Source organism: Microbacterium sp. STRO-1N (genome assembly GCF_057748015.1).
In genome coordinates this window covers 711,311-731,889 of record NZ_CM173234.1, presented here as the reverse complement: position 1 = coordinate 731,889, position 20,579 = coordinate 711,311, and the positions used below count along the sequence as shown (strand labels likewise).

The window sequence follows — 20,579 nt, the reverse complement described above, 5'->3', positions numbered from 1 at the left end:
ATGTCCGCCCTCTCCCCAGAGAACCTTGCCGCCCTCGAGCAGCAGGGCATCGAGCTGCCCAGTTGGGCGTTCGGCAACTCCGGCACCCGGTTCAAGGTGTTCGGCACCCCCGGTACGCCTCGCGATCCGTTCGAGAAGATCTCGGATGCCGCCCAGGTCAACGCCTACACCCGGCTCGCGCCGTCCGTCGCACTGCACATTCCGTGGGACATGTGCGACTTCGCCGACCTGCGCAAGCACGCCGAGGACCTCGGCGTCGAACTCGGAACGATCAACTCCAACACGTTCCAGGACGACGAGTACAAGTTCGGTGCACTCACGCACGAGGATGCCGCGGTGCGCCGGAAGGCGATCGACCACCACCTCGCATGCATCGACGTCATGGACGAGACCGGCTCGCGCGACCTGAAGATCTGGCTCGCGGAGGGCTCGAACTACCCCGGTCAGGCCGACATGCGCGGGCGCCAGGACCGGCTGCACGACTCGCTCGAGCAGATCTACGCGCGCCTCGGCGACGACCAGCGCCTCGTGCTGGAGTACAAATTCTTCGAGCCGGCGTTCTATCACACGGACGTTCCTGATTGGGGCACCTCGTACGCCCAGGTGAGCGCCCTCGGCGAGAAGGCGATGGTGTGCCTCGACACCGGCCACCACGCGCCTGGCACGAACATCGAGTTCATCGTCATGCAGCTGCTGCGCCTGGGCAAGCTGGGCTCGTTCGACTTCAACTCGCGCTTCTACGCGGACGACGACCTCATCGTGGGTGCCGCCGACCCGTTCCAGCTGTTCCGCATCCTGTTCGAGGTCATCCGCGGCGGCGGCCTGAACAACCCCGATGTGGCCTTCATGCTCGACCAGTGCCACAACGTCGAGGACAAGATCCCCGGCCAGATCCGCTCGGTCCTGAACGTCCAGGAGATGACAGCCCGTGCGCTGCTCGTCGACCGCGACGCCCTGACCGCGGCGCAGCGCTCGGGCGACGTGCTGGCTGCGAACGCCGTCTTCATGGACGCGTTCTACACGGATGTCCGTCCTGCTCTGGCAGAGTGGCGCGAGAGCCGGGGCCTGAACGCCGACCCCATGGCGGCGTACGCGGCATCCGGCTACCAGCAGAAGATCGCCGAAGAGCGCGTCGGCGGCGTCCAGGCCGGCTGGGGCGCCTGACCCCACAGACCCGCCGGGGACACGGGATGCCGATCTCCGTGTCCCCGGCGTTCTCTCCGAGAGGAACTGAATGACCACGCCCTATGCAGCAGCCGACGGACTCGTGCGCGTGTACCCCGCACCGGAGCCGGACGGCACCGGACTCGTCTGGGCCCACGGCGGCGGCTTCCTGTTCGGCGACATCGACATGCCCGAATCCGACTGGGTCGCCCGCCAGCTCGCCGCCCGCGGGACGACCGTCGTCTCGGTCGACTACCGGCTCGCGCCGGTACCCGAGGGCTTCCACCCCGGGGTGGAGGAAGCGCCGGGGCACATCTATCCGGCCGGGTCCGACGACATGGTCACGGCGATCCGCTGGACGCGCGAGCACGCCGATGAGCTCGGCATCTCGGTCGACGCGCTCGCCGTCGGCGGGACGAGCGCCGGCGGCAATCTCGCGGCCGGAGCCGCGCTCCGCCTCGCCGGCACCGACGAGGCGCCGGCGCTCGCGCTGCTCGCCTACCCGACGCTGCTCGCAGTTCAGCCCGCTCCGGATGCCGAGCTGCGCGCCGCCCTGGACGCGAACCCCGACGCGGATCGCTTCCCGCCGGAGGTCGTGCTCGGCATGTACGAGAACTACCTCGGCGGGTCGGCCGACGACGCACCGCTGCCAGCTGTGCCTGGCGATGCCACGGCATCCGATCTGGCGCACTACCCGCCGACGTTCATCGTCAACGGCGACACGGACGAGCTTCGGGTCTCCGGTGAGTTCTTCGCCGCGACCCTCGCCACAGCCGGCCGCGAGGTCGAGGTCCTCACCGAACCGGGCACGCAGCACGGTCACCTCAACCGGCCGGAGGAGCCGGCCGCGACGCGCACGATCGAGCGGTTCGCCACGCGACTCAGGGCCCTGATCGCCTAGACGGCGGGCCGGGATGCGCCGGCTCAGCGCTCGGGGATCCAGTTCCCGTGCAGGCCGAGCGGGACGCGCGCCGGCAGATGCACGCGGGCGAGGGGCTCGCCGCTGAAGTCCTGCGCGGAGAGCACGACGAGGTCCGCGGCGCCGCGCTCTGGGTCGTGGACGTAGAGCAGGTTGTACCCGTCGTCCTCAGCGGTCGCATTCGCCGCCGGGACGAACACGGCCTCGCCAGCGGCGGCATCGCGCCCGAACTCGTGCGCCTCGGTCGTCCCGGTCAGCAGGTCGTGCTTCAGGATCGCGTTCGAGAACCCCTCATCGGGGCGGTCGGGCTCCGTGACGCTGGTCGGGGCGTACAGCTCCGTCGACGCCGAGTATCCGAACCGGTACGGGCGACCAGCGTGCCGGCCGTTCATCCGCGGGAAGTCCTGCGGCCTGTCGTGGAGCAGCTCGGTGCGGACCTTCCCCGCGGCGAGATCCACGGTCCAGCGCTCCAGGACCGGGCGCCCAGCGCCGATGTCGAGAAGGCTGAACACGCCGCGGTGCACGACGACGTCGGCGACGATCCTGCCGGCCTCTTCGTAGGCGTTGAGAGTGTGCCCGACCATGCCGGGCGGCAAGTCCATCCACCGCACGACGCCTCCGGCCCGCGGCATGACGCCGACCTGGGTCGGCAGATCGTGGTTCCAGCCGAAGGGGACGCCGGTGGCGAAGAGCTCGGGATTGAACACCACGGGTGAGGTGTAGATAAGCACGAAGTTGTCGGTGAGGCCGAAGTCGTGCAGATACGGCATGGTCGGCGCGGGAATGTTCGTCGTGCGCTGCACGCCGCCGCCCGGTTCGAACACGATGTGCTGGATGAAGTCCACGCCGTAGCGGAACGCCAGGGAGTGCATCTCGCCGGTCCGGTGGTCGTACTTGGTGTGGGCGTTGGCGGTGAAGCCCTCCGGGGTCCCGCCCAGATCGGAGACGCCGACGGTGTCGAGCTCGCCGGTCAGTTCGTAGGGCGCGATGCCGCCTTCGATCAGTGCGTAGAAGCGCCCGCCGTGCCCGGCGACCTGCACGTTCGGAGCGAAGTCGAACCGCTCGTCGACCGGTCGACCGCGGCGCGGCTCGCCCAGGCGGTCCGCCACGGAGGCCGAGCGCACCCAGCGGTTCCGGTACCACTCCGCACGTCCGTCGCGCAGCCGGACGCCGTGCACCATGCCTTCGCCGAGCGTCCACAGGTGCGCCGAGGCGTCCTCCAACCCGAGCGGATTGGGGCCGATGCGCAGGTAGCGCCCATCGAGGTCCTCGGGGATCTTCCCGGTGACCGGCAGGTCGAAGGCGGTGATCTCTTCTGTGACCGGGGCGAAGTTGCCTCGGGTGTATCGCTCGAGTCGCACGGTGGTTCCTCTCATCGGTTTACACGAACGTATCACACGTTTGTATAAACAGTGGAGGCGTCGCATAGGATCAGGAGCATGGGACACCGGGAGGACCTGCTCGAAGGCGCCAAGCGCTGCCTGATCGAGCGCGGCTACAGCCGGACCACCGCCCGCGACATCGTCGAGGCATCGAGCACCAACCTCGGCTCGATCGGCTACCACTACGGCACGAAGGACAAACTCCTCCTCCAGGCGATGATCGAGCTGTCCGGCGACCTGGCCGAGACGATGATCACGGTCGGCACCGGAGCGGATGCCGACGACGCCGGAGAACGGCTCCGCACGTTCTGGTCGGGAATGATCGACTCCTTCCGGCACGACCGCGCCCTGTGGAAGGCGAACCTCGAGATCCTCACGCAGACGCTGCACGACGATGAGCTGCGCCAACGGCTCGCGGATACGCAGGAGCGCGGACGCGTCGGCCTCGGCGAAGCGTTCCCCTCGGCAGGCGGCGACGCCGGTCGCGCCGCCGGTGCGATTCAGTTCGCCCTCATCACGGGCGTGATGACCCAGCATCTCGTCGACCCCGACCGCGCCCCCACCGCCGATGACGTCATCGCCGGACTGCGGGCGATCGCCGCAGTGCGCTGACGGCGCGGATAGATTCCTCTCATGGCGCTCTCCGGCAACCTCGACGCACAGCGTCGCAGAGACGAACTCGTCGAGCTCGCGAACGCTCCGCGCGGCGTGATGATCGACGCGGCGGCCGAGTTGTTCGCGGTATCGCCCATGACGATCCGCCGCGATCTGCTCGAACTCGAGGCCGAGGGCCGGGTGCGCCGCGTGCGCGGCGGCGCGACGGCGGCGCCGCGCGCTCGCCCGTTCGATGCGCGCCGGGCGATCCGCGCGACGGCCAAGCGCACGATCGCCGAGAAGGCGCTGCAGCTGGTTCCGACGGCCGGGAGCATAGCGCTGGACGCATCGACGACGGTGAGCATGCTCGCCTCGGCGATCGGGCCACGCTCCGGGTTGACCGCCTACACCAACTCGTTCGAGAGCTTCCAATTGCTGCAGCCCTTCGAGGGGGTCAGCGCGGTGATCTCGGGCGGCACGGCCGAGCCGACGACGGGCAGCCTCGTCGGCCCCCTCGCACGGCGCAGCATCCGCTCGGTGTACTTCGACATCTTCTTCTCATCTGCGGATGCTCTGGACAGCGACGACGGGACCTCAGAGGTCTCTGTGGAGGAGGCAGAGCTCAAGCAGGCCATGGCCACGAATGCGGCGACCACCGTCGTTCTGATCGATTCGAGCAAGCTGCAGCGCCGATCGGTGGCGCGCGCACTCGAACTGCACGAGATCTCCGTGCTGATCACCGAACTCGAACCACGCGACGAGCGACTGGACCCGTATCGCGGGATCACCGACATCCGCTGAGCCCTTTCGGTCGATGTTCGTATTGTGTTATATTTCACATGATCTAACAGCCCGACCGCGTGGGTCGTGCATCGTTCCTGTCTTGGAGAGCTCATGACCAACGCCACCGCCGCCGCACTCATCGCACGGTCGAACCGCCTCGGCGCCGACCCGAAGAACACCAATTACGCGGGCGGCAACACCTCCGCGAAGGGCACCGAGACCGATCCGGTGACCGGCCAGCCCGTCGAGCTGCTGTGGGTCAAGGGCTCCGGCGGCGACCTGGGCACGCTGAAGGAGTCCGGCCTCGCGGTGCTGCGCCTGGACCGCATGCGCGCGCTCGTCGACGTGTACCCGGGTCTTGACCGCGAGGACGAGATGGTCGCCGCGTTCGACTACTGCCTGCACGGCAAGGGCGGCGCGGCTCCGTCGATCGACACCGCGATGCACGGTCTCGTCGACGCGGCGCACGTCGACCACCTGCACCCCGACAGCGGCATCGCGATCGCCACGGCGGCGGACGGCGAAGAGCTGACCGCGACCATCTTCGGCGACAAGGTCGTGTGGGTGCCGTGGCGCCGCCCCGGCTTCCAGCTCGGCCTCGACATCGCTGAGATCAAGAAGGCGAACCCGCAGGCGATCGGCTGCATCCTCGGCGGACACGGCATCACCGCCTGGGGCGACACGTCCGAGGAGTCCGAGGCCAACTCGCTGTGGATCATCGACACCGCGGCCGCGTACATCGAAGCCAACGGGAAGGCTGCGCCGTTCGGCGGCGTCCGCGCCGGCTTCGAGGCACTGCCGGATGCCGAGCGACGCGAACGCGCGGCATCGCTGGCCGCCACGATCCGCGGCATCGCCTCGCACGACAAGCCCATGGTCGGCCACTTCACGGATTCCGACGTCGTGCTCGACTTCCTCGCGTCCGAGCGCGCACCCGAGCTCGCTTCTCTCGGCACGAGCTGCCCCGACCACTTCCTGCGCACGAAGGTCAAGCCGCTGATCCTCGACCTCCCGGCGACGGCATCCCTCGAGGACCAGATCGCCCGACTGCACGAACTGCACGAGGAGTACCGCGCCGACTACCAGGCGTACTATGACGCGCACGCGACGGCGGACTCCCCCGCGATCCGCGGCGCGGACCCGCTCATCGTCCTGATCCCCGGCGTGGGCATGTTCTCCTACGGTGCGAACAAGCAGACCGCCCGCGTCGCCGGCGAGTTCTACGTCAACGCGATCAACGTCATGCGCGGCGCAGAGGCGCTCTCGACCTATTCCCCCATCTCGGATGCCGAGAAGTTCCGCATCGAGTACTGGGCGCTCGAGGAGGCCAAGCTGCAGCGGATGCCGAAGCCGAAGTCCCACCAGGGCCGCATCGCGTTCGTCACGGGCGCGGCATCCGGCATCGGCAAGGCCATCGCCACCCGGCTCGCGGCCGAGGGCGCCTGCGTCGTCGTCGCCGACCTCGACCTCGAGAAGGCGCAGACCGCGGCGGCCGAACTCGGGAACACGGATGTCGCGATCGGCGTCGCCGCGAACGTCGCGGATGCCGACGCCGTGCAGGCCGCGCTGAACGAGGCCGTGCTGGCCTTCGGCGGCGTCGACCTCGTCGTGAACAACGCCGGCCTTTCGCTGTCGCGTCCGCTGCTGGAGACCACCGAGAAGGACTGGGACCTGCAGCACGACGTCATGGCCAAGGGGTCGTTCCTCGTGTCGAAGGCTGCGGCCAAGGTGCTGATCGATCAGAAGCTCGGCGGCGACATCATCTACATCTCGTCGAAGAACTCCGTCTTCGCCGGCCCGAACAACATCGCCTACTCCGCGACCAAGGCCGACCAGGCTCACCAGGTGCGGCTGCTCGCGGTCGAGCTCGGCGAGTTCGGTATCCGCGTCAACGGCATCAACCCGGACGGCGTTGTCCGCGGCTCCGGCATCTTCGCCTCCGGGTGGGGCGCGAACCGCGCGGCCACGTACGGCGTGGCGGAGGAGGACCTCGGCCAGTTCTACGCGAACCGCACGATCCTCAAGCGCGAGGTCGTCCCCGAGAACGTCGCCGACGCGGTGTTCGTCCTCACCGGCCCGGAGCTGAGCCGCACGACGGGCCTGCACATCCCGGTCGACTCCGGCGTCGCCGCGGCGTTCCTGCGATGACTGACATCCGCGCGGTCGCCGCGGTCGACCTCGGAGCGACGTCGGGGCGGGTCATGATCGGGCGGGTCGGACCCGACACGCTCGAGCTCGAGCTCGTCACCCGGTTCACCAACGGCCCCGTCGAGCGCGCAGACGGACTGCACTGGGACTTCGATGCCCTGTACGGTCACATCGTCGACGGACTCGCCGAGGCTGTCCGCCGGGAGCCGTCGATCGAGAGCATCGGCATCGACTCCTGGGCGGTGGACTACGGTCTGCTGCGCGACGGCGCACTGCTCGCGGAGCCGTTCCACTACCGCGACGAGCGCAGCGAGCGCGGGGTCGCCGAAGTGCACACGATCGCCCCCTTCACCGAGCTGTACCAGCGCAACGGCTTGCAGTTCCTGCCGTTCAACACGCTGTACCAGTACCGCGTGGACACCGCCCTCGCGGACGCCGACGGCGCGCTCCTCATCCCCGATCTCATCGCCTACCTGCTCACCGGGGCACGTGTCGCCGAGCGCACGAACGCCTCGACGACCGGGCTTCTCGGGGTCGAGTCGTCGGAGTGGGATCTGGAGCTCGCCGAGCGTCTCGGCATCCCGTCCGGCATCCTCCCGCCGCTCGTCGACCCTGGCGTCGTGATCGGGACGCTGCGTCCCGATCTGACCGAGCGCATCGGCAAGGACCTTCCCGTCGTCGCCGTCGGCTCGCACGACACGGCATCCGCTGTCGTGGCCGTGCCGCTGTCGACGCCGGATTCGGCGTACATCTCGTGCGGCACGTGGGGCCTGGTCGGCGTGGAGATCGCGGAGCCGGTGCTGACGGATGCCGCACGCGCGGCGAACTTCACGCACGAATTGGGCGTGGACGGCCGGTTCCGGTTCCTGCACAATGTCACCGGCCTCTGGCTGCTGAGCGAAACGGTGCGGGCCTGGGAGGCGGAGGACGCCTCCTCGATCGACCTGTCAGAGCTGCTGGATGCCGCGGCGGCGGTCTCCGGAGACATCCCCCTTTTCGATGCGAACGACCCATCGCTGAGCGCACCGGGCGACATGCCGGCGCGCATCGCCGCCGTGCTGACGTCCGGTGGTTCGGCAGTGCCGGCCGACCGCGCGGCCTTCGCGCGCACGATCGTCGAGTCGATCGCGCAGGCCTTCGCGGATGCCGTGCAGACGGCCGGAGATCTCTCCGGTCGTGAGATCGACGCCATCCACCTGGTGGGCGGCGGATCGCTGAACCGGCTGCTGTGTCAGGCGACCGCCGATCGTTCAGGCGTGCCGGTGCTCGCCGGCCCCGTCGAGGCGACCGCGCTCGGCAACGTGCTCGTGCAGGCGCGCGCCCTCGGCGCTGCTCCGGCGACCCTCGAAGAGCTGCGCACGCTGGTCGCGCGCACACATCAACCGGTCCGGTACGACCCGCGCTGAGCACTCCTCTTCTCGTTCGTTGAACGAGCCCCGCCTCCTCGCTCAACGAACGAGGGGAACGGCGCCGTCCTCGCTCAACGAGCGAGGGACACCGGGCGAGCAGAGAGGACGACCTCCGCCGGCGCGAAACTCTCAGCCGACGCCGTGACGCGCACCTCGGCATCCGGATCGCGACGCACGATCGCCAGCAGACGCCCGTCATACGTCGTCGCCGACGGACCGGCGAACGACTCCTCGGTGCGGGCGCGGCCGGATCCGATCCCCGCCAGTTCACCGCCCGAGACCGACACGGTCACGCGTGCGTCCTGGTCGGCGACGACGGTGCCAGCGGCATCCTCGAGAGTGATCGCGATGTAGGCGAGCTCGGCGTCGCCGCCGTCCTCCACGCGTGCGACGAGCGCGGCGGAGCCGGCCGTGACGAGCGCCGACCGGCCGATCTCGGCCCCCGACCGATACGCGACCGCGGACAGTTCTCCCGGTTCGTATGACGTCTCGAATCGCGCGATGAGAGGACGCGGCGCCCCCACCGGGATGCGCGCGACCGGCACGCCGTTGCGGCGCAGTTCGACCTCGTCGGCATCCGCGTAGACGTCGACAGAGACGGGTGATCCGGCCGGGACGCTCCAGCTCCAACTCGAGACCACGTCGTCCCAGGACCAGGGCGTCTTCGTCGTCGGTCGCCCGTGGTGCTGCGGCCGATGCACGGCGATCACCGGTTCGGTGCGCAATCCGAACGCGATCTCGCGGTAGTGCGATGCCGGCAGCCTGTACCCGGTGATGTCGATGTCGCCGCACTGGGCGAGCAGATACGGGTAGGGGCCCGCGGTTCCGGTCGGCTCGTACCCGTCGACGTCGGTGTAGTCGACGCGACCGATCCCCGCCTCGCCGATGTAGTCCCAGCCCGTCCACGTGAAGTCGCCGATCACGTGCGGGAGCCGTGTCACGGCTTCCCAGAGCGAGGCGATCCGGTCGGGGAACGTCTCGGACCCGACGATCACCCGGTTCGGGAAGAGCTCGGCATCCAGCTCGTAGCGTGAATCCGCATAGTTGAACCCGACGACATCGAGCACGGCGGCGGATTCCTCGATCGAGTCGGTCACGAGCGCTGACGCGTTCATGCGCGCCATCTGCTCTCCCATGTCGGCCATCATGGTATTCGCATCGGATGCCTCGGCCGACGCCATCGCGGCCTGCAGCTGCTCGAGGTTCGCGATGATCCCGTTGATGCCGTTGGTCACGAAACGACTCGGGTCGAGTCGGCGGAACTCCTCGGCGAGGCGCCTGCTCCAGGTCGCCCCGTGCGGCGTAGCGAGCTCGAGGATCTCGTTGCCGATCGAGTACAGGATGACGCTGGGGTGGCCGATGTCCTTCGCCACCAGAGCCGCGACATCTCTCCGCCAGCGCTCTTCGAACCCGAGCGACGAGTCGAACGCGGTCTTCGACTTCGTCCACACGTCAGTCAGCTCGTCCATCACGAGCATGCCGTGCCGGTCGCACGCCTCGAGCAGCGCGCGACTGGCGGGGTTGTGGGCGCTGCGGATCGCGTTGAACCCTGCTTCCTTGAGGATCCGCACGCGACGGTCCTCCGCCGCTGCGACCGAGACCGCTCCGAGCGGACCGTTGTCGTGGTGGATGCAGGCGCCGCGGAGATCGACGGTCTCGCCGTTGATCCGCAGGCCGTGCGCCGTGTCGAGCTGCATGCGGCGGATGCCGAGCACCGTCTCGTCCTGATCGACGGGATGTCCGTCGAGCGTCGCGAGGATCGTGCGCACCCGGTACAGGTGCGGGGCATCAGGGCTCCACAGCCGAGGGGCGCTGACCGGAACGCGGACGCGGCCCACGGCATCCGTGCCCGGCAGGATCGTCACCGGAGAGGTGCCCGATGCGACCTCGATGTCGCCGTCGTCGACGACCGTCCAGCTCAGGCGCCGGGTCGCCGTGTGCCGGGTGCCGTTCTCGACGCGTGTCGAGATCTCGACGATCGCCCGTTCCACATCGATGTCGGATGCCGCAGCCCTCGTGCCGTCGAGCGCGATGTGCACCGGATCGCCGACGATGAGGTGGACGGGCCGGTAGATGCCGCCGCCGGTGTACCAGCGGCTGTCCCGGTGCACGCGCGCCTCGACGACGATCGTATTCGGCTCGCCGTGCCTCAGGAACGGATCGGCATCCACGACGAAGGCGGCGTAGCCATTCGCCTCGTGCGCGGCGAAGTCGCCGTTGATGTAGACGGTCGCATCGCGGTAGACGCCCTCGAACTCGATGCGGACGGTCCGGTCGCGCCACTCGTCGGGGACGTCGAACGTCGTGCGGTACTCGAAGACGCCGCCGGGGATGTAGCCGGCGTGCACGCCCTGCACGCTGTCGGCGGAGCGCGGCAGGTCCCGGAGCGCGTCATGGGGAATGGTCACGGCGACGGCGGCCGTCGCCGCATCCCGCGATTCGAAGGCGCCCAGCTTGGGGCCGACCGTCCAGCCGTCGACGAAGGGGATGCGGATCATTCTGACTCCTCCTCGTCCGAGGCGAGGGGCACAGGCGCATCCCAGTCGATGTCGACGAATACGGAGAACAAGTCTCGCAGTTCCTGGGCCATGTCCACCACGCTGCGGTCGAGCAGCCACTGCACCTGCAGTCCGTCCATCATCGCGATCATCGTGACAGCGCCGCGGTGCGGCGTCATGCCGGCACGGAGACGACCCTCGGATTCGAGCGCCGTGAAAGCCCGTTCGATGTTGCCCCGGGTGTATTCGTAGCGGCGCACGAAATAGCCGTGTGCCGGATGGTCCGGTGAGGTGCCCTCGGCCGAGAGCGTGCAGTACAGCTCGACGACACCGGGGATGGACGCGTTATGGGCGGCGAGTTCCACGAGACCGCGAAGCACGGCCGCACCGTCGTTCGATTCGATCGGGACGAGCAGCCGCGAGTTGTCGTCACGGTGCTCGAGGACCGCCTCGAGCAGGGCGACCTTGCTGCGGAAGTGGTGGAGCACCCCGGCCTCGCTCATCCCGACGCGCGCTGCGATCTCCCTCAACGACCCGGATCGGTAGCCCGCCTCGGCGAACACTTCGAGCGCGGCATCGAGGATCGCCTCGCGCTTCTCCCGCGATTTGGCGTACTCGCCACGGCGCCCCCGCGCGAGCGTCGTGGTCGGTCTGGTGTTCGTCATCGTTGTCACCGTATCTCAGCCGGATTCACCTTCGTCGGCGCCGGGCAGTCGGACCCCTCGAGACAGTTCTATAACGAATTCCGAGCAATCGCTAGCTTTTTGATTCAAAAACCTAGTGCCCGCTCGCTTTTCCTGCTAGCTTCACTCCGCAAGAGGTGATCCACAGGGGTATCACCGCATCGAAGGGACCAAGGATGTTCCGTTGGAAGGCCACAGCAGCCACCATCGCCATCGCGGCTCTCGCTCTCACCGGCTGCGCCGCGGGGACCGAGGACACCGGCGACGGCGCACAGGGTGGAGGCACTCTCACCCTCGGCGCGATCACGCCACCCACGACGTTCGACCCCGCAGGGGCCGAGTGGGGCAACCGCGCACCGTTCTACCAAGCCGTGTTCGACACCCTCCTGCTCGCCACTCCCGAGGGAACGATCGAACCGTGGCTCGCGACCGAGTGGTCGTACAACGACGACAGCACCGAACTCACGCTGACACTGCGCGACGACGTCACCTTCACGGACGACTCCGAGCTCACCGCTCAGGTCGTCGTCGATAACCTGCAGCGGTTCAAGGACGGCACGTCTCCCGACGCCAACTACTTCGCCGGCGTCTCGAACCTGGCCGCTCCTGATGACACGACGGTGGTGATCACTCTCGCGGCACCCGACCCCGCGTTCCTGAACTACCTCACCCGTGACCCCGGGCTCGTCGCGAGCGGCGAGTCGCTGGCGAACGACGACCTCGCCACCAACCCGATCGGCTCCGGACCGTACGTCCTCGACACCGCCGCGACGGTCACCGGCACCAGTTACACGTACACGAAGAACCCCGACTACTGGAACCCGGATGTCCAGCACTACGACGGCCTCGTCATCAACGTCCTGGCGGACGCCACGGCATCCGTCAACGCGATCAAGGCCGGCGAGGCGAACGGCGTCAAGCTCGCGAGCAACGACAATCTCACCGAAGTCGAAGCCGCCGGCTGGACGATCAACGCGAACGAGCTCGACTTCCAGGGCCTGCTGCTGCTGGATCGAGCCGGCACGATGAATCCCGCGCTCGCCGACGTGAAGGTGCGCCAGGCGCTGAACTACGCCTTCGATCGCGAGGGCCTGCTGCAGGCGCTGCAGCTGGGCAACGGCACCGTGACCACGCAGGTGTTCCCCGAGGGATCCGAGGCGTACGACGAGTCGCTGGACGACTACTACACCTATGACCCCGAGAAGGCCAAGGAACTGCTCGCCGAGGCGGGCTACGCGGACGGGTTCACGCTCGAGATGCCGAGCTCCACGCTGCTGGGTGCTGCGACCTACACGCTCATCGAGCAGCAGTTGGCAGACATCGGCGTCACCGCCTCGTACACCGACCCGGGCAACAACTTCATCGCTGACCTCCTCGCGCCGAAGTACCCCGCGTCGTTCATGGCGCTCGAACAGAACCCCGACTGGCAGCTGATCCAGTTCATGATCGCCCCGACCGCGATCTTCAACCCGTTCGGCTACTCCGACCCGCAGGTGGACGAGTACATCCAGCAGATCCAGTTCGGCGACGAGGCGACGCAGGCCTCGGTGGCGAAGGAACTGAACGCGTACCTCGTCGAACAGGCCTGGTTCGCTCCGTTCTACCGGGTGCAGGGCAGCTTCGCAACCGACGCGAACACGACGGTCGAGATGCTCCCGACCAACGCGTACCCCGCGATCTACGACTTCGTCCCGAAGCCGTAGCACCGAATTCCGGCCCGCCCGCGTCCGCGGGCGGGCCGGTCCAGACTCCCTCCACGACACAGGAGCGCAGCATGCTCATGTTCATCATCCGGCGGGTCCTCGCCGGCATCGCCCTGCTCTTCGTCATATCCATCGTGACGTTCGGGCTCCTCTTCCTCGACAGCGCGAACATCGCGCGACGCATCCTCGGCCAGAACGCGACCGAGGAGCTGGTCGCCCAGAAGTCGGCCGAGCTGGGTCTCGACCGCCCGCTCATCGTGCAGTACTGGGACTGGCTCACCTCCGCTCTCACCGGCGACCTCGGTCGCTCGTGGTTCAACGGTCAGCTCGTCTCGGTCAGCATCTCCGGTCGACTCAGCGTCAGCCTGTCGCTCGTGATCGGCGCCACGGTCATCTCCGCCATCATCGCCGTGGTGCTCGGCGTCCTCGCGGCCCGTCGCGGCGGCTGGGTCGACGCCCTGGTGCAGCTGATCTCGGTCCTGGGCTTCGCGATCCCCGGGTTCCTGATCGCGCTGTATCTCGTCCTGTTCTTCGCGATCAACCTCGGCTGGTTCAAGGCCACGGGGTACATTCCGATCACGACGTCCTTCACAGGCTGGATGTCCTCGGTGACCCTGCCGATCATCGCACTCTCGGTCGGCGCCATCGCCGCGGTCGCGCAGCAGGTGCGCGGGTCCGTCACCGATGCGATGTCGCGCGACTACGTGCGCACGCTCCGCTCCCGCGGCCTCTCCAGCGGCAGCGTCGTGTACAAGCACGTCCTCCGAAACGCCGGAGGCCCTGCCCTCGCCGTTCTCGCCGTGCAGTTCATCGGGCTCCTCGGCGGCGCCGTCATCGTCGAGCAGGTCTTCGCGCTCCCCGGCATGGGCCAGCTCACCGTCGCCGCCACGACCCAGGGCGACATCCCCGTCGTCATGGGCGTCGTGATCGCGTTCGCCGTGATCGTGATCATCGTGAACCTCGTCATCGACCTCGCCCAGGCAGCCCTCAACCCGAAGGTGCGACTCTCATGACCGCTATCGAAGTGCCCACGGCCGTGCCGACGCCGGCCGTGAAGACCTCACTGTTCCGCCGGCTCGTCCGCCGCCCCGTGGCCGTGTCCGCACTGATCTTCCTCGTGATCGTCGTGATCATCGCGGTCATCGGTCAGTGGCTGGCCCCGTTCGACCCGAATCTCGCGTCGCTGCAGCTCGTGCTGGCCCCGCCGAGCGCCGAGCACCCGCTCGGCGCTGACAGCGCCGGACGGGATGTGCTGTCCCGCCTGCTCGTGGCGACCCAGATCACGCTCGCCGCGGCTCTCGTCGCGGTCGTCACCGCGCTGGTCATCGGCGTCGTCTCCGGCCTGATCGCCGGCTACTACCGCGGCTGGTTCGACTCGGTGGCGTCCTGGGTGACGTCGTTGGTGATGGCCCTGCCGGGCATGGTCGTGCTGCTCGCGGCACGCGCCGTGCTCGGCCCGAGCGTGTGGCTGGCGATGTTCATCTTCGGCATCCTGCTCGCCCCCGCGTACTACCGCCTGGTGTACGCGGCCGTCACGGGCGTGCGCGGCGAGCTCTACGTCGATGCGGCCAGGGTGGCCGGCCTGTCCGACATGCGCATCATCGGCCGCCACATCCTGTCGGTCGTCCGCGCTCCGATCATCATCCAGTCCGCGATCGTCGCCGGCATCGCCGTGGCGATCCAGTCCGGTCTGGAGTTCCTGGGGCTCGGCGACATGAGCGTGCCGACCTGGGGCGGGATGCTCAACGACGGCTTCGCGAACATCTACAAGCAGCCGCTGCTGATGCTCTGGCCCTCGCTCGCGATCGCGCTCACCTCGATCGCGCTGACGCTGCTCGCCAACGGCATGCGCGACGTGCTGGAGCGCACCGCCGTGGTGCGCCGCCGACGCCGCCGCGCCGTGACCACGGCCACCGGATCGATCGCCGCCGTCACGACGTCGATCAGCACCTCGGGACGCGATCTCGAGGAGCTGGAGGACTCGGCGGCGATCCCGGTCATCGGGGACACGATCACGCACGCCGACGATGCGCGCACGGCCGCGCTGCCTGCGACGCCGATCCTCACGGTCTCGGACCTGCGCGTGGCATACGAGCAGATCGAGGGCGAGGACATCGAGGTGGTGCACGGCGTCTCGCTGCAGATCCGCAAGGGCGAGGTGCACGGGCTGATCGGCGAGTCCGGTTCGGGCAAGACCCAGACCGCGTTCGCCGTGCTCGGCCTGCTGCCCCGCGGTGGTCGGGTCACGGCCGGATCGATCGATTTCGAGGGCACGGAGCTGGCGGATGCCGCGGAGAAGGCGTACGCCGGCATCCGGGGCAGGCGCATCGGCTACATCCCTCAGGAGCCGATGAGCAACCTCGACCCGTCGTTCACGATCGGATCACAGCTCGTGGAGCCGCTGCGCAAGAACCTGGGGATGTCGAAGAAGGACGCCACCGAGAAGGCACTGGCTCTGCTCGATCGCGTCGGCATCCCGAATCCGAAGCGCACGTTCGACGCGTATCCGTTCGAGGTCTCCGGCGGCATGGCGCAGCGCGTCCTGATCGCCGGCGCCGTCTCGACGGACCCGGATCTGATCATCGCCGACGAGCCGACCACCGCGCTGGACGTCACGGTGCAGGCCGAGGTGCTGGACCTGCTGCGCGATCTGCAGCGAGAACGCCAGATGGCGATGCTGCTGGTCACGCACAACTTCGGCGTCGTCGCCGATCTGTGCGACCGCGTCACGGTCATGCAGCAGGGTCTGTTCGTCGAACAGGGCCCCGTCCGCACGATCCTCGGCGCCCCCGCCCACCCCTACACGCAGTCGCTGCTGGACGCGATCCTCGACGAGGGTCCGGCCCGTGGCGCGCTCAAGACCGCCGCAGAAGGAGCACAGTCGTGAACGCACTCCTCGAGGTCGAGAACCTCCACGTCACGTACCCGGGCAAGGGCTTCCGCGCCGAGCCGTTCCACGCGCTCAAGGGCGTCTCGCTCGACATCCGGGCCGGCGAGACGATGGGGCTCGTCGGAGAGTCGGGGTCCGGCAAGACGACGCTCGGCCGTGCCGTGCTGGGCCTCGCTCCGGTCACAGACGGCTCGGTCCGCTACGACGGTCAGGAGATCGCGCACCTGAACCGCCGCGAGCGCCGGGCGCTGTCCAGCGAGATCCAGGTCGTCTTCCAGGACCCCTATTCGTCGCTGAACCCTTCGATGACGATCGCGCAGATCCTCGCCGAGCCGCTCACCGCCCGCGGCGTCTCGCCCAAGGAGGCGAACGCGCGGGTCTCGGACCTGCTCGACCGCGTCGGTCTGCCGGCGGATGCTGCCCGCCGGCTGCCCCGTGAGTTCTCGGGCGGGCAGCGCCAGCGCGTGGCGATCGCCCGCGCGCTGGCGCTGGATCCCAAGCTCATCGTCTGCGACGAGCCGGTCTCGGCTCTCGACCTGTCGACGCAGGCGCGCGTGCTCGATCTGTTCATCGAGATCCAGGAGCGCACCGGAGTCGCGTACCTCTTCATCTCGCACGACCTCGCCGTCGTCCGCCACATCAGCCACCGCGTCGCGGTGATGTACCGGGGCGAGCTGGTCGAGACGGGCGACGGCGATCAGGTCACGGCTCACCCGTCGCACCCCTACACCCAGCGGCTGTTCCTGGCCGCCCCCGTCCCGAACCCCGACGCGCAGCAGCAGCGACGCGTCGAACGACGCGCACTCATCGACGCGCAGCTCAGCACCGAAGGAGCCGCATGACCGCCGCGAACCCCGAGACGACCACGCATCTCGTCCCGCTGCTCGACCGCCTCACCCTCGAGCAGAAGGCGTCGCTCGTGCAGGGCGCGGACTTCTGGACCACGGTGCCGATCCCGGAGATCGGCCTGCGGGCGATGACGCTCTCCGACGGGCCGGCCGGCGTCCGCGGTCCGCGGTGGGACGAGCGCGACCCGTCGCTCAACCTCCCCTCCGGTTCCGCGCTGGCCGCATCCTGGGATGCGGACCTCGCCTACCGTTTCGCGGCTGCCGCGGCATCCGAAGCGCGCCGCAAGGGCGTCGACGTCGTCCTCGGCCCGACGATCAACCTGCACCGGTCGCCGCTCGGCGGTCGGCACTTCGAGTGCTTCAGCGAGGACCCGGAGCTGACCGCCGAACTGGCGAGCGCGTACGTCCGCGGCCTCCAGGACAACGGGGTCGCCGCGACCCCCAAGCATTACGTCGCGAACGACTCGGAGACCGACCGGTTCACGGTCGACATCGAGGTCGACGATCGGGCGTTGCGCGAGCTGTACCTCGCACCGTTCGAGCGCGCCGTCGAAGCCGGCGCGTGGTCGATCATGAGCGCGTACAACGCGGTCGACGGCGTCACCATGACCGAGAATGCGCTCCTGGAGACTCCGCTCAATAGCGAGTGGGGCTTCGACGGCGTCGTCATCAGCGATTGGACCGCCGTCCGCTCTCTGGATGCCGTCCCCGCCGCCCAGGATCTCGCGATGCCCGGCCCGGCACCGGCGTGGGCGGATCTCGTCGACGCCGTGCGCGACGGCCGCGTGCAGGAGTCGGATCTCGACCGCAAGGTGCTGCGCATCCTGCTGCTCGCCGAGCGCGTCGGCGCGCTGGAGGGGTCACCCGCGATCGCGCCGACCGCCGTCGACGGGCCCGCGTTCGCCCGCGAGGCCGCGATCGAGGGCTCCGTCCTGCTGCAGAACACCGGCATCCTTCCGTTGGCCGCGCAGGCCCTCGGCCAGGTCGCCGTCATCGGGCAGAACGCCCGCGATGCGCGCACGCAGGGCGGCGGGTCGGCCACGGTCATCCCCGAGAACGTCGTGTCCCCGCTCGACGCGATCCGCGCGGCGCTGCCGCATGCAGAGGTGCGCTACGAGCTCGGCGCCGTCGTGCAGGAGGGCGTCGCCGAGATCCCGCTCGCGCACATCGCCAACCCCGCAACCGGCGAGCCCGGCCTGCGCGTCACGTTCCTCGACGCCGACGGGCAGGAGCTGTTCGCCGAGGATCGTCGTGCGACCGGCCTGGTCTGGTTCGGCGGCGATGCCCCGATCGCCGCGAGCCGCACCATCGTGCTCACGACGCGGTACACCCCGACCGAATCCGGCGAGATCCAGCTCGGATTCGCCGGAGCGAACCCCGGCAGGCTCTTCGTCGACGGAGAGCTCGTGCTCGACGACTCCCCCGTGATCGAGGGCACCGATCTCGGTGCCGCCTTCCTGAACCCGCCGTCGCTCACCGTCGGCGTCCAGGTCGACGCTGGGCGTGCCATCGAGCTCCGTGCGGAGTTCACGCGCACCGGCGCCGGTGCTTTGAGCGGCGCCTTCAGCGCCACCCTCGGAATCGCCCCGGAGCGCACGGATGCGGACCTGCTCATCGCCCGGGCCGTGGAAGCGGCGGCATCCGCCGACGTCGCCATCGTCGTCGTCGGCACGAACGCGAAGGTCGAATCGGAGGGGTACGACCGCGTCGACCTGGATCTGCCCGGTCATCAGGACGACCTCGTGCGCGCCGTCGCCGCCACCGGCACGCCGACCGTCGTCGTCGTCAACGCGGGGTCACCCGTCGTGCTGCCGTGGGCGGGTGGCGTCGGCGCGATCGTGCAGGGCTACTTCGGCGGCCAGGAGTTCGGCCACGCGATCGCCGACGTACTCACCGGCGCCGCCGAACCCGGCGGACGCCTGCCCACCACCTGGCCGGCCGCGCTCGCGGACGTGCCGGTGACCGAGGTCGCCCCCACCGGCGGACGACTCACCTACGGGGAGGGCCTGCACATCGGGTACCGCGCCTGGCTGAAGGATGCCGCGGAGCCGGCGTTCGCGTTCGGTCACGGGCTCGGGTACACGTCATGGTCGTGGGGTTCGGCGCAGCGCCACGAGAACGCGGTCGAGGTGGTGATCACGAACTCCGGCGAGCGCGCCGGCAAGCAGGTCGTCCAGGTCTACGCCGAGCGCAGCGACTCCTCCGTCGATCGGCCGGTGCGCTGGCTCGTCGGGTTCGCGGTCGTCCGTGTCGAGCCGGGCGAGACGGTCACCGCCGCCGTTCCGGTCCCCGGGCGCCGTCTCGCCCACTGGGCGGGCGACTGGGTCGTCGAACCGGGGACCTACACGCTCCGGATCGGACCGTCGGTCGCCGATCTGCCCCTCTCGATCGACTGGGACATCGCGTGAGCCTCAGCACTCTCGACGGACCTCTCCAGGGGCGCGCCGACCCACGGCTCGGCGAGATCGTCGACACGCTCGACGGCTATCTGGCCGCCGACCCGGATCTGTCGTTCCAGGTCGCGGCGTTCCACGAGGGACTCCCGGTCCTGGACGCCTGGGGTGGCCCGCACCTCGGCGAGGAGTCGATGATCGTGCCGTACTCCGTCACGAAGAACACGATCGGCCTGTCGATCGGCCTGCTCCTCGAGCGCGGCGAGATCGATCTGGACGAGCGCGTGGCGCACTACTGGCCGGAGTTCGCCGCGGCGGGCAAGCACGGCGTCACGGTGCGCCAGCTACTCTCCCACCAGGCGGGTCTGCCGCAGGCGACGCCGGCGCTGTCCTGGGCGGAGCTCCTCGATCATCACGCCGCAGCGGAGCGCCTCGCCGCGAGCCGTCCGTTCTGGCGTCCGGGAAGCGCGTTCGGCTACCACGCCATCACGATCGGCAACCTCGCCTCGGAGCTCGTGTTCCGCGTCACGGGACGCACCCTGCACGAGTACTACGAGCAGGAGATCCGGGCACCGCACGGGATCGATTTCCACCTCGGCCTCCCGGACGAGCACCGGGACCGCCGCGTCGACGTGCTGCCGATGATCCGCCCGGTCTCGGAGGTCACCGCGCCCGCCTTCTCCGCGCTCGGCCCCGTCGTCTTCGCCACGCCCGGACCGGCCGTCGATCTCGCGAACGATGAGGCGAGCTGGAGCTTCGGCCATCCCGCCGGCTCGGGAACCGGATCGGCGCGCGGGATCGCTCGCCTGCTCGCCGCCGCCGTCACCGGCGTCGATGGACAGCAGTCGTTCCTGAGCGCGGACACGGTCGAGCAGATCGGGCAGCAGCAGATCCGCGGCTACGACGAGGTGCTCCATCAGCACGATCGCGCCCACGCGATCGTCTTCCAGAAACCTTCTCAGCAGCTCGCCTTCGGCGGACCGCGCTCGTTCGGCCATGACGGAGCGATGGGCGCTCTCGCGTGCGTCGACCCGGACTCCGGGCTGGCCTTCGCCTGGACGATCGCCCGCGGCCCGTGGCCGGGCGGCGCCGATCCCCGCGCGGTCGCGCTCGCCCGCGAGCTCGGCCGCGTCCTCTCCGCCTGACCCCTCGACCTCAAGGACCG

15 protein-coding genes are annotated in these 20,579 nt (G+C 69.2%); 12 read left to right on the top strand and 3 right to left on the bottom strand.

Annotation, left to right across the window (positions count from 1 at the left end; genetic code table 11):
* Together rhaI and AC3ANJ_RS03455 are read left to right on the top strand one after the other, a co-directional pair.
* The gene (gene rhaI / locus AC3ANJ_RS03460) at nucleotides 1–1,164 is read left to right on the top strand and encodes an L-rhamnose isomerase (RefSeq protein ID WP_488318241.1); all 1,164 of its coding nucleotides are present in this window, start codon (nucleotides 1–3) and stop codon (nucleotides 1,162–1,164) included.
* Nucleotides 1,165–1,234: 70 nt separating this feature from the next.
* Nucleotides 1,235–2,065: an alpha/beta hydrolase gene (locus AC3ANJ_RS03455; protein ID WP_488318240.1), complete on the top strand. Its 831-nt coding sequence runs from the start codon at nucleotides 1,235–1,237 to the stop codon at nucleotides 2,063–2,065.
* Between the two features lie 23 nt (nucleotides 2,066–2,088).
* Here the strand turns inward: AC3ANJ_RS03455 and AC3ANJ_RS03450 are convergent, their stop codons facing one another.
* Nucleotides 2,089–3,444, bottom strand: coding sequence for a carotenoid oxygenase family protein (locus AC3ANJ_RS03450; protein WP_488318239.1), 1,356 nt, complete (start codon nucleotides 3,442–3,444; stop codon nucleotides 2,089–2,091).
* Between the two features lie 78 nt (nucleotides 3,445–3,522).
* Here AC3ANJ_RS03450 and AC3ANJ_RS03445 point away from each other — a divergent pair, with 78 nt between their 5' ends.
* From AC3ANJ_RS03445 to AC3ANJ_RS03430, 4 genes are all read left to right on the top strand, one after another.
* A complete protein-coding gene (locus tag AC3ANJ_RS03445) occupies nucleotides 3,523–4,077 on the top strand; it encodes a TetR/AcrR family transcriptional regulator (RefSeq protein ID WP_488318238.1) in 555 nt (184 codons plus the stop codon).
* A gap of 21 nt (nucleotides 4,078–4,098) precedes the next feature.
* Entirely contained in the window at nucleotides 4,099–4,860 is a 762-nt protein-coding gene (locus AC3ANJ_RS03440) for a DeoR/GlpR family DNA-binding transcription regulator (protein WP_488318237.1), read from the top strand.
* Between the two features lie 93 nt (nucleotides 4,861–4,953).
* Complete coding sequence (locus tag AC3ANJ_RS03435) at nucleotides 4,954–6,990, top strand: bifunctional aldolase/short-chain dehydrogenase (RefSeq protein WP_488318236.1); 2,037 nt, start codon at nucleotides 4,954–4,956, stop codon at nucleotides 6,988–6,990.
* The gene (locus tag AC3ANJ_RS03430) at nucleotides 6,987–8,396 is read left to right on the top strand and encodes a rhamnulokinase (RefSeq protein ID WP_488318235.1); all 1,410 of its coding nucleotides are present in this window, start codon (nucleotides 6,987–6,989) and stop codon (nucleotides 8,394–8,396) included. Before AC3ANJ_RS03435 ends, AC3ANJ_RS03430 begins: the two co-directional genes overlap by 4 nt.
* A gap of 74 nt (nucleotides 8,397–8,470) precedes the next feature.
* On the opposite strand, the gene AC3ANJ_RS03425 is transcribed toward AC3ANJ_RS03430, so the two are convergent.
* Complete coding sequence (locus tag AC3ANJ_RS03425; RefSeq protein WP_488318234.1) at nucleotides 8,471–10,897, bottom strand: glycoside hydrolase family 2 TIM barrel-domain containing protein; 2,427 nt, start codon at nucleotides 10,895–10,897, stop codon at nucleotides 8,471–8,473.
* Nucleotides 10,894–11,562, bottom strand: a complete 669-nt coding sequence (locus AC3ANJ_RS03420) for a TetR/AcrR family transcriptional regulator (protein WP_488318233.1) — start codon at nucleotides 11,560–11,562, stop codon at nucleotides 10,894–10,896. The genes AC3ANJ_RS03425 and AC3ANJ_RS03420 overlap by 4 nt, the downstream gene beginning before the upstream one ends.
* Nucleotides 11,563–11,756: 194 nt before the next feature.
* Between AC3ANJ_RS03420 and AC3ANJ_RS03415 the strand changes: the two genes are divergently transcribed.
* The 6 genes from AC3ANJ_RS03415 (at nucleotide 11,757) to AC3ANJ_RS03390 (ending at nucleotide 20,559) form a co-directional block, all read left to right on the top strand.
* Complete coding sequence (locus tag AC3ANJ_RS03415) at nucleotides 11,757–13,283, top strand: ABC transporter substrate-binding protein (RefSeq protein WP_460798905.1); 1,527 nt, start codon at nucleotides 11,757–11,759, stop codon at nucleotides 13,281–13,283.
* 71 nt (nucleotides 13,284–13,354) lie between these two features.
* Nucleotides 13,355–14,296: an ABC transporter permease gene (locus AC3ANJ_RS03410; protein WP_488318232.1), complete on the top strand. Its 942-nt coding sequence runs from the start codon at nucleotides 13,355–13,357 to the stop codon at nucleotides 14,294–14,296.
* Complete coding sequence (locus AC3ANJ_RS03405; RefSeq protein WP_488318231.1) at nucleotides 14,293–16,170, top strand: dipeptide/oligopeptide/nickel ABC transporter permease/ATP-binding protein; 1,878 nt, start codon at nucleotides 14,293–14,295, stop codon at nucleotides 16,168–16,170. Before AC3ANJ_RS03410 ends, AC3ANJ_RS03405 begins: the two co-directional genes overlap by 4 nt.
* Nucleotides 16,167–17,015: an ATP-binding cassette domain-containing protein gene (locus AC3ANJ_RS03400; protein WP_488318230.1), complete on the top strand. Its 849-nt coding sequence runs from the start codon at nucleotides 16,167–16,169 to the stop codon at nucleotides 17,013–17,015. The genes AC3ANJ_RS03405 and AC3ANJ_RS03400 overlap by 4 nt, the downstream gene beginning before the upstream one ends.
* Nucleotides 17,012–19,429: a beta-glucosidase gene (locus tag AC3ANJ_RS03395; RefSeq protein ID WP_488318229.1), complete on the top strand. Its 2,418-nt coding sequence runs from the start codon at nucleotides 17,012–17,014 to the stop codon at nucleotides 19,427–19,429. The genes AC3ANJ_RS03400 and AC3ANJ_RS03395 overlap by 4 nt, the downstream gene beginning before the upstream one ends.
* Nucleotides 19,426–20,559, top strand: coding sequence for a serine hydrolase domain-containing protein (locus AC3ANJ_RS03390; RefSeq protein ID WP_488318228.1), 1,134 nt, complete (start codon nucleotides 19,426–19,428; stop codon nucleotides 20,557–20,559). Before AC3ANJ_RS03395 ends, AC3ANJ_RS03390 begins: the two co-directional genes overlap by 4 nt.
* Nucleotides 20,560–20,579 lie beyond the last annotated feature (20 nt).

Coding starts and splice junctions, on each gene's coding strand:
- AC3ANJ_RS03455 (WP_488318240.1), top strand. CDS start 1,235: ATGACCACGCCCTATGCAGCAGCCGACGGACTCGTGCGCGTGTACCCC.
- AC3ANJ_RS03425 (WP_488318234.1), bottom strand. CDS start 10,897: ATGATCCGCATCCCCTTCGTCGACGGCTGGACGGTCGGCCCCAAGCTG.
- AC3ANJ_RS03430 (WP_488318235.1), top strand. CDS start 6,987: ATGACTGACATCCGCGCGGTCGCCGCGGTCGACCTCGGAGCGACGTCG.
- AC3ANJ_RS03395 (WP_488318229.1), top strand. CDS start 17,012: ATGACCGCCGCGAACCCCGAGACGACCACGCATCTCGTCCCGCTGCTC.
- AC3ANJ_RS03420 (WP_488318233.1), bottom strand. CDS start 11,562: ATGACGAACACCAGACCGACCACGACGCTCGCGCGGGGGCGCCGTGGC.
- AC3ANJ_RS03435 (WP_488318236.1), top strand. CDS start 4,954: ATGACCAACGCCACCGCCGCCGCACTCATCGCACGGTCGAACCGCCTC.
- AC3ANJ_RS03440 (WP_488318237.1), top strand. CDS start 4,099: ATGGCGCTCTCCGGCAACCTCGACGCACAGCGTCGCAGAGACGAACTC.
- AC3ANJ_RS03415 (WP_460798905.1), top strand. CDS start 11,757: ATGTTCCGTTGGAAGGCCACAGCAGCCACCATCGCCATCGCGGCTCTC.
- AC3ANJ_RS03445 (WP_488318238.1), top strand. CDS start 3,523: ATGGGACACCGGGAGGACCTGCTCGAAGGCGCCAAGCGCTGCCTGATC.
- rhaI (WP_488318241.1), top strand. CDS start 1: ATGTCCGCCCTCTCCCCAGAGAACCTTGCCGCCCTCGAGCAGCAGGGC.
- AC3ANJ_RS03410 (WP_488318232.1), top strand. CDS start 13,355: ATGCTCATGTTCATCATCCGGCGGGTCCTCGCCGGCATCGCCCTGCTC.
- AC3ANJ_RS03405 (WP_488318231.1), top strand. CDS start 14,293: ATGACCGCTATCGAAGTGCCCACGGCCGTGCCGACGCCGGCCGTGAAG.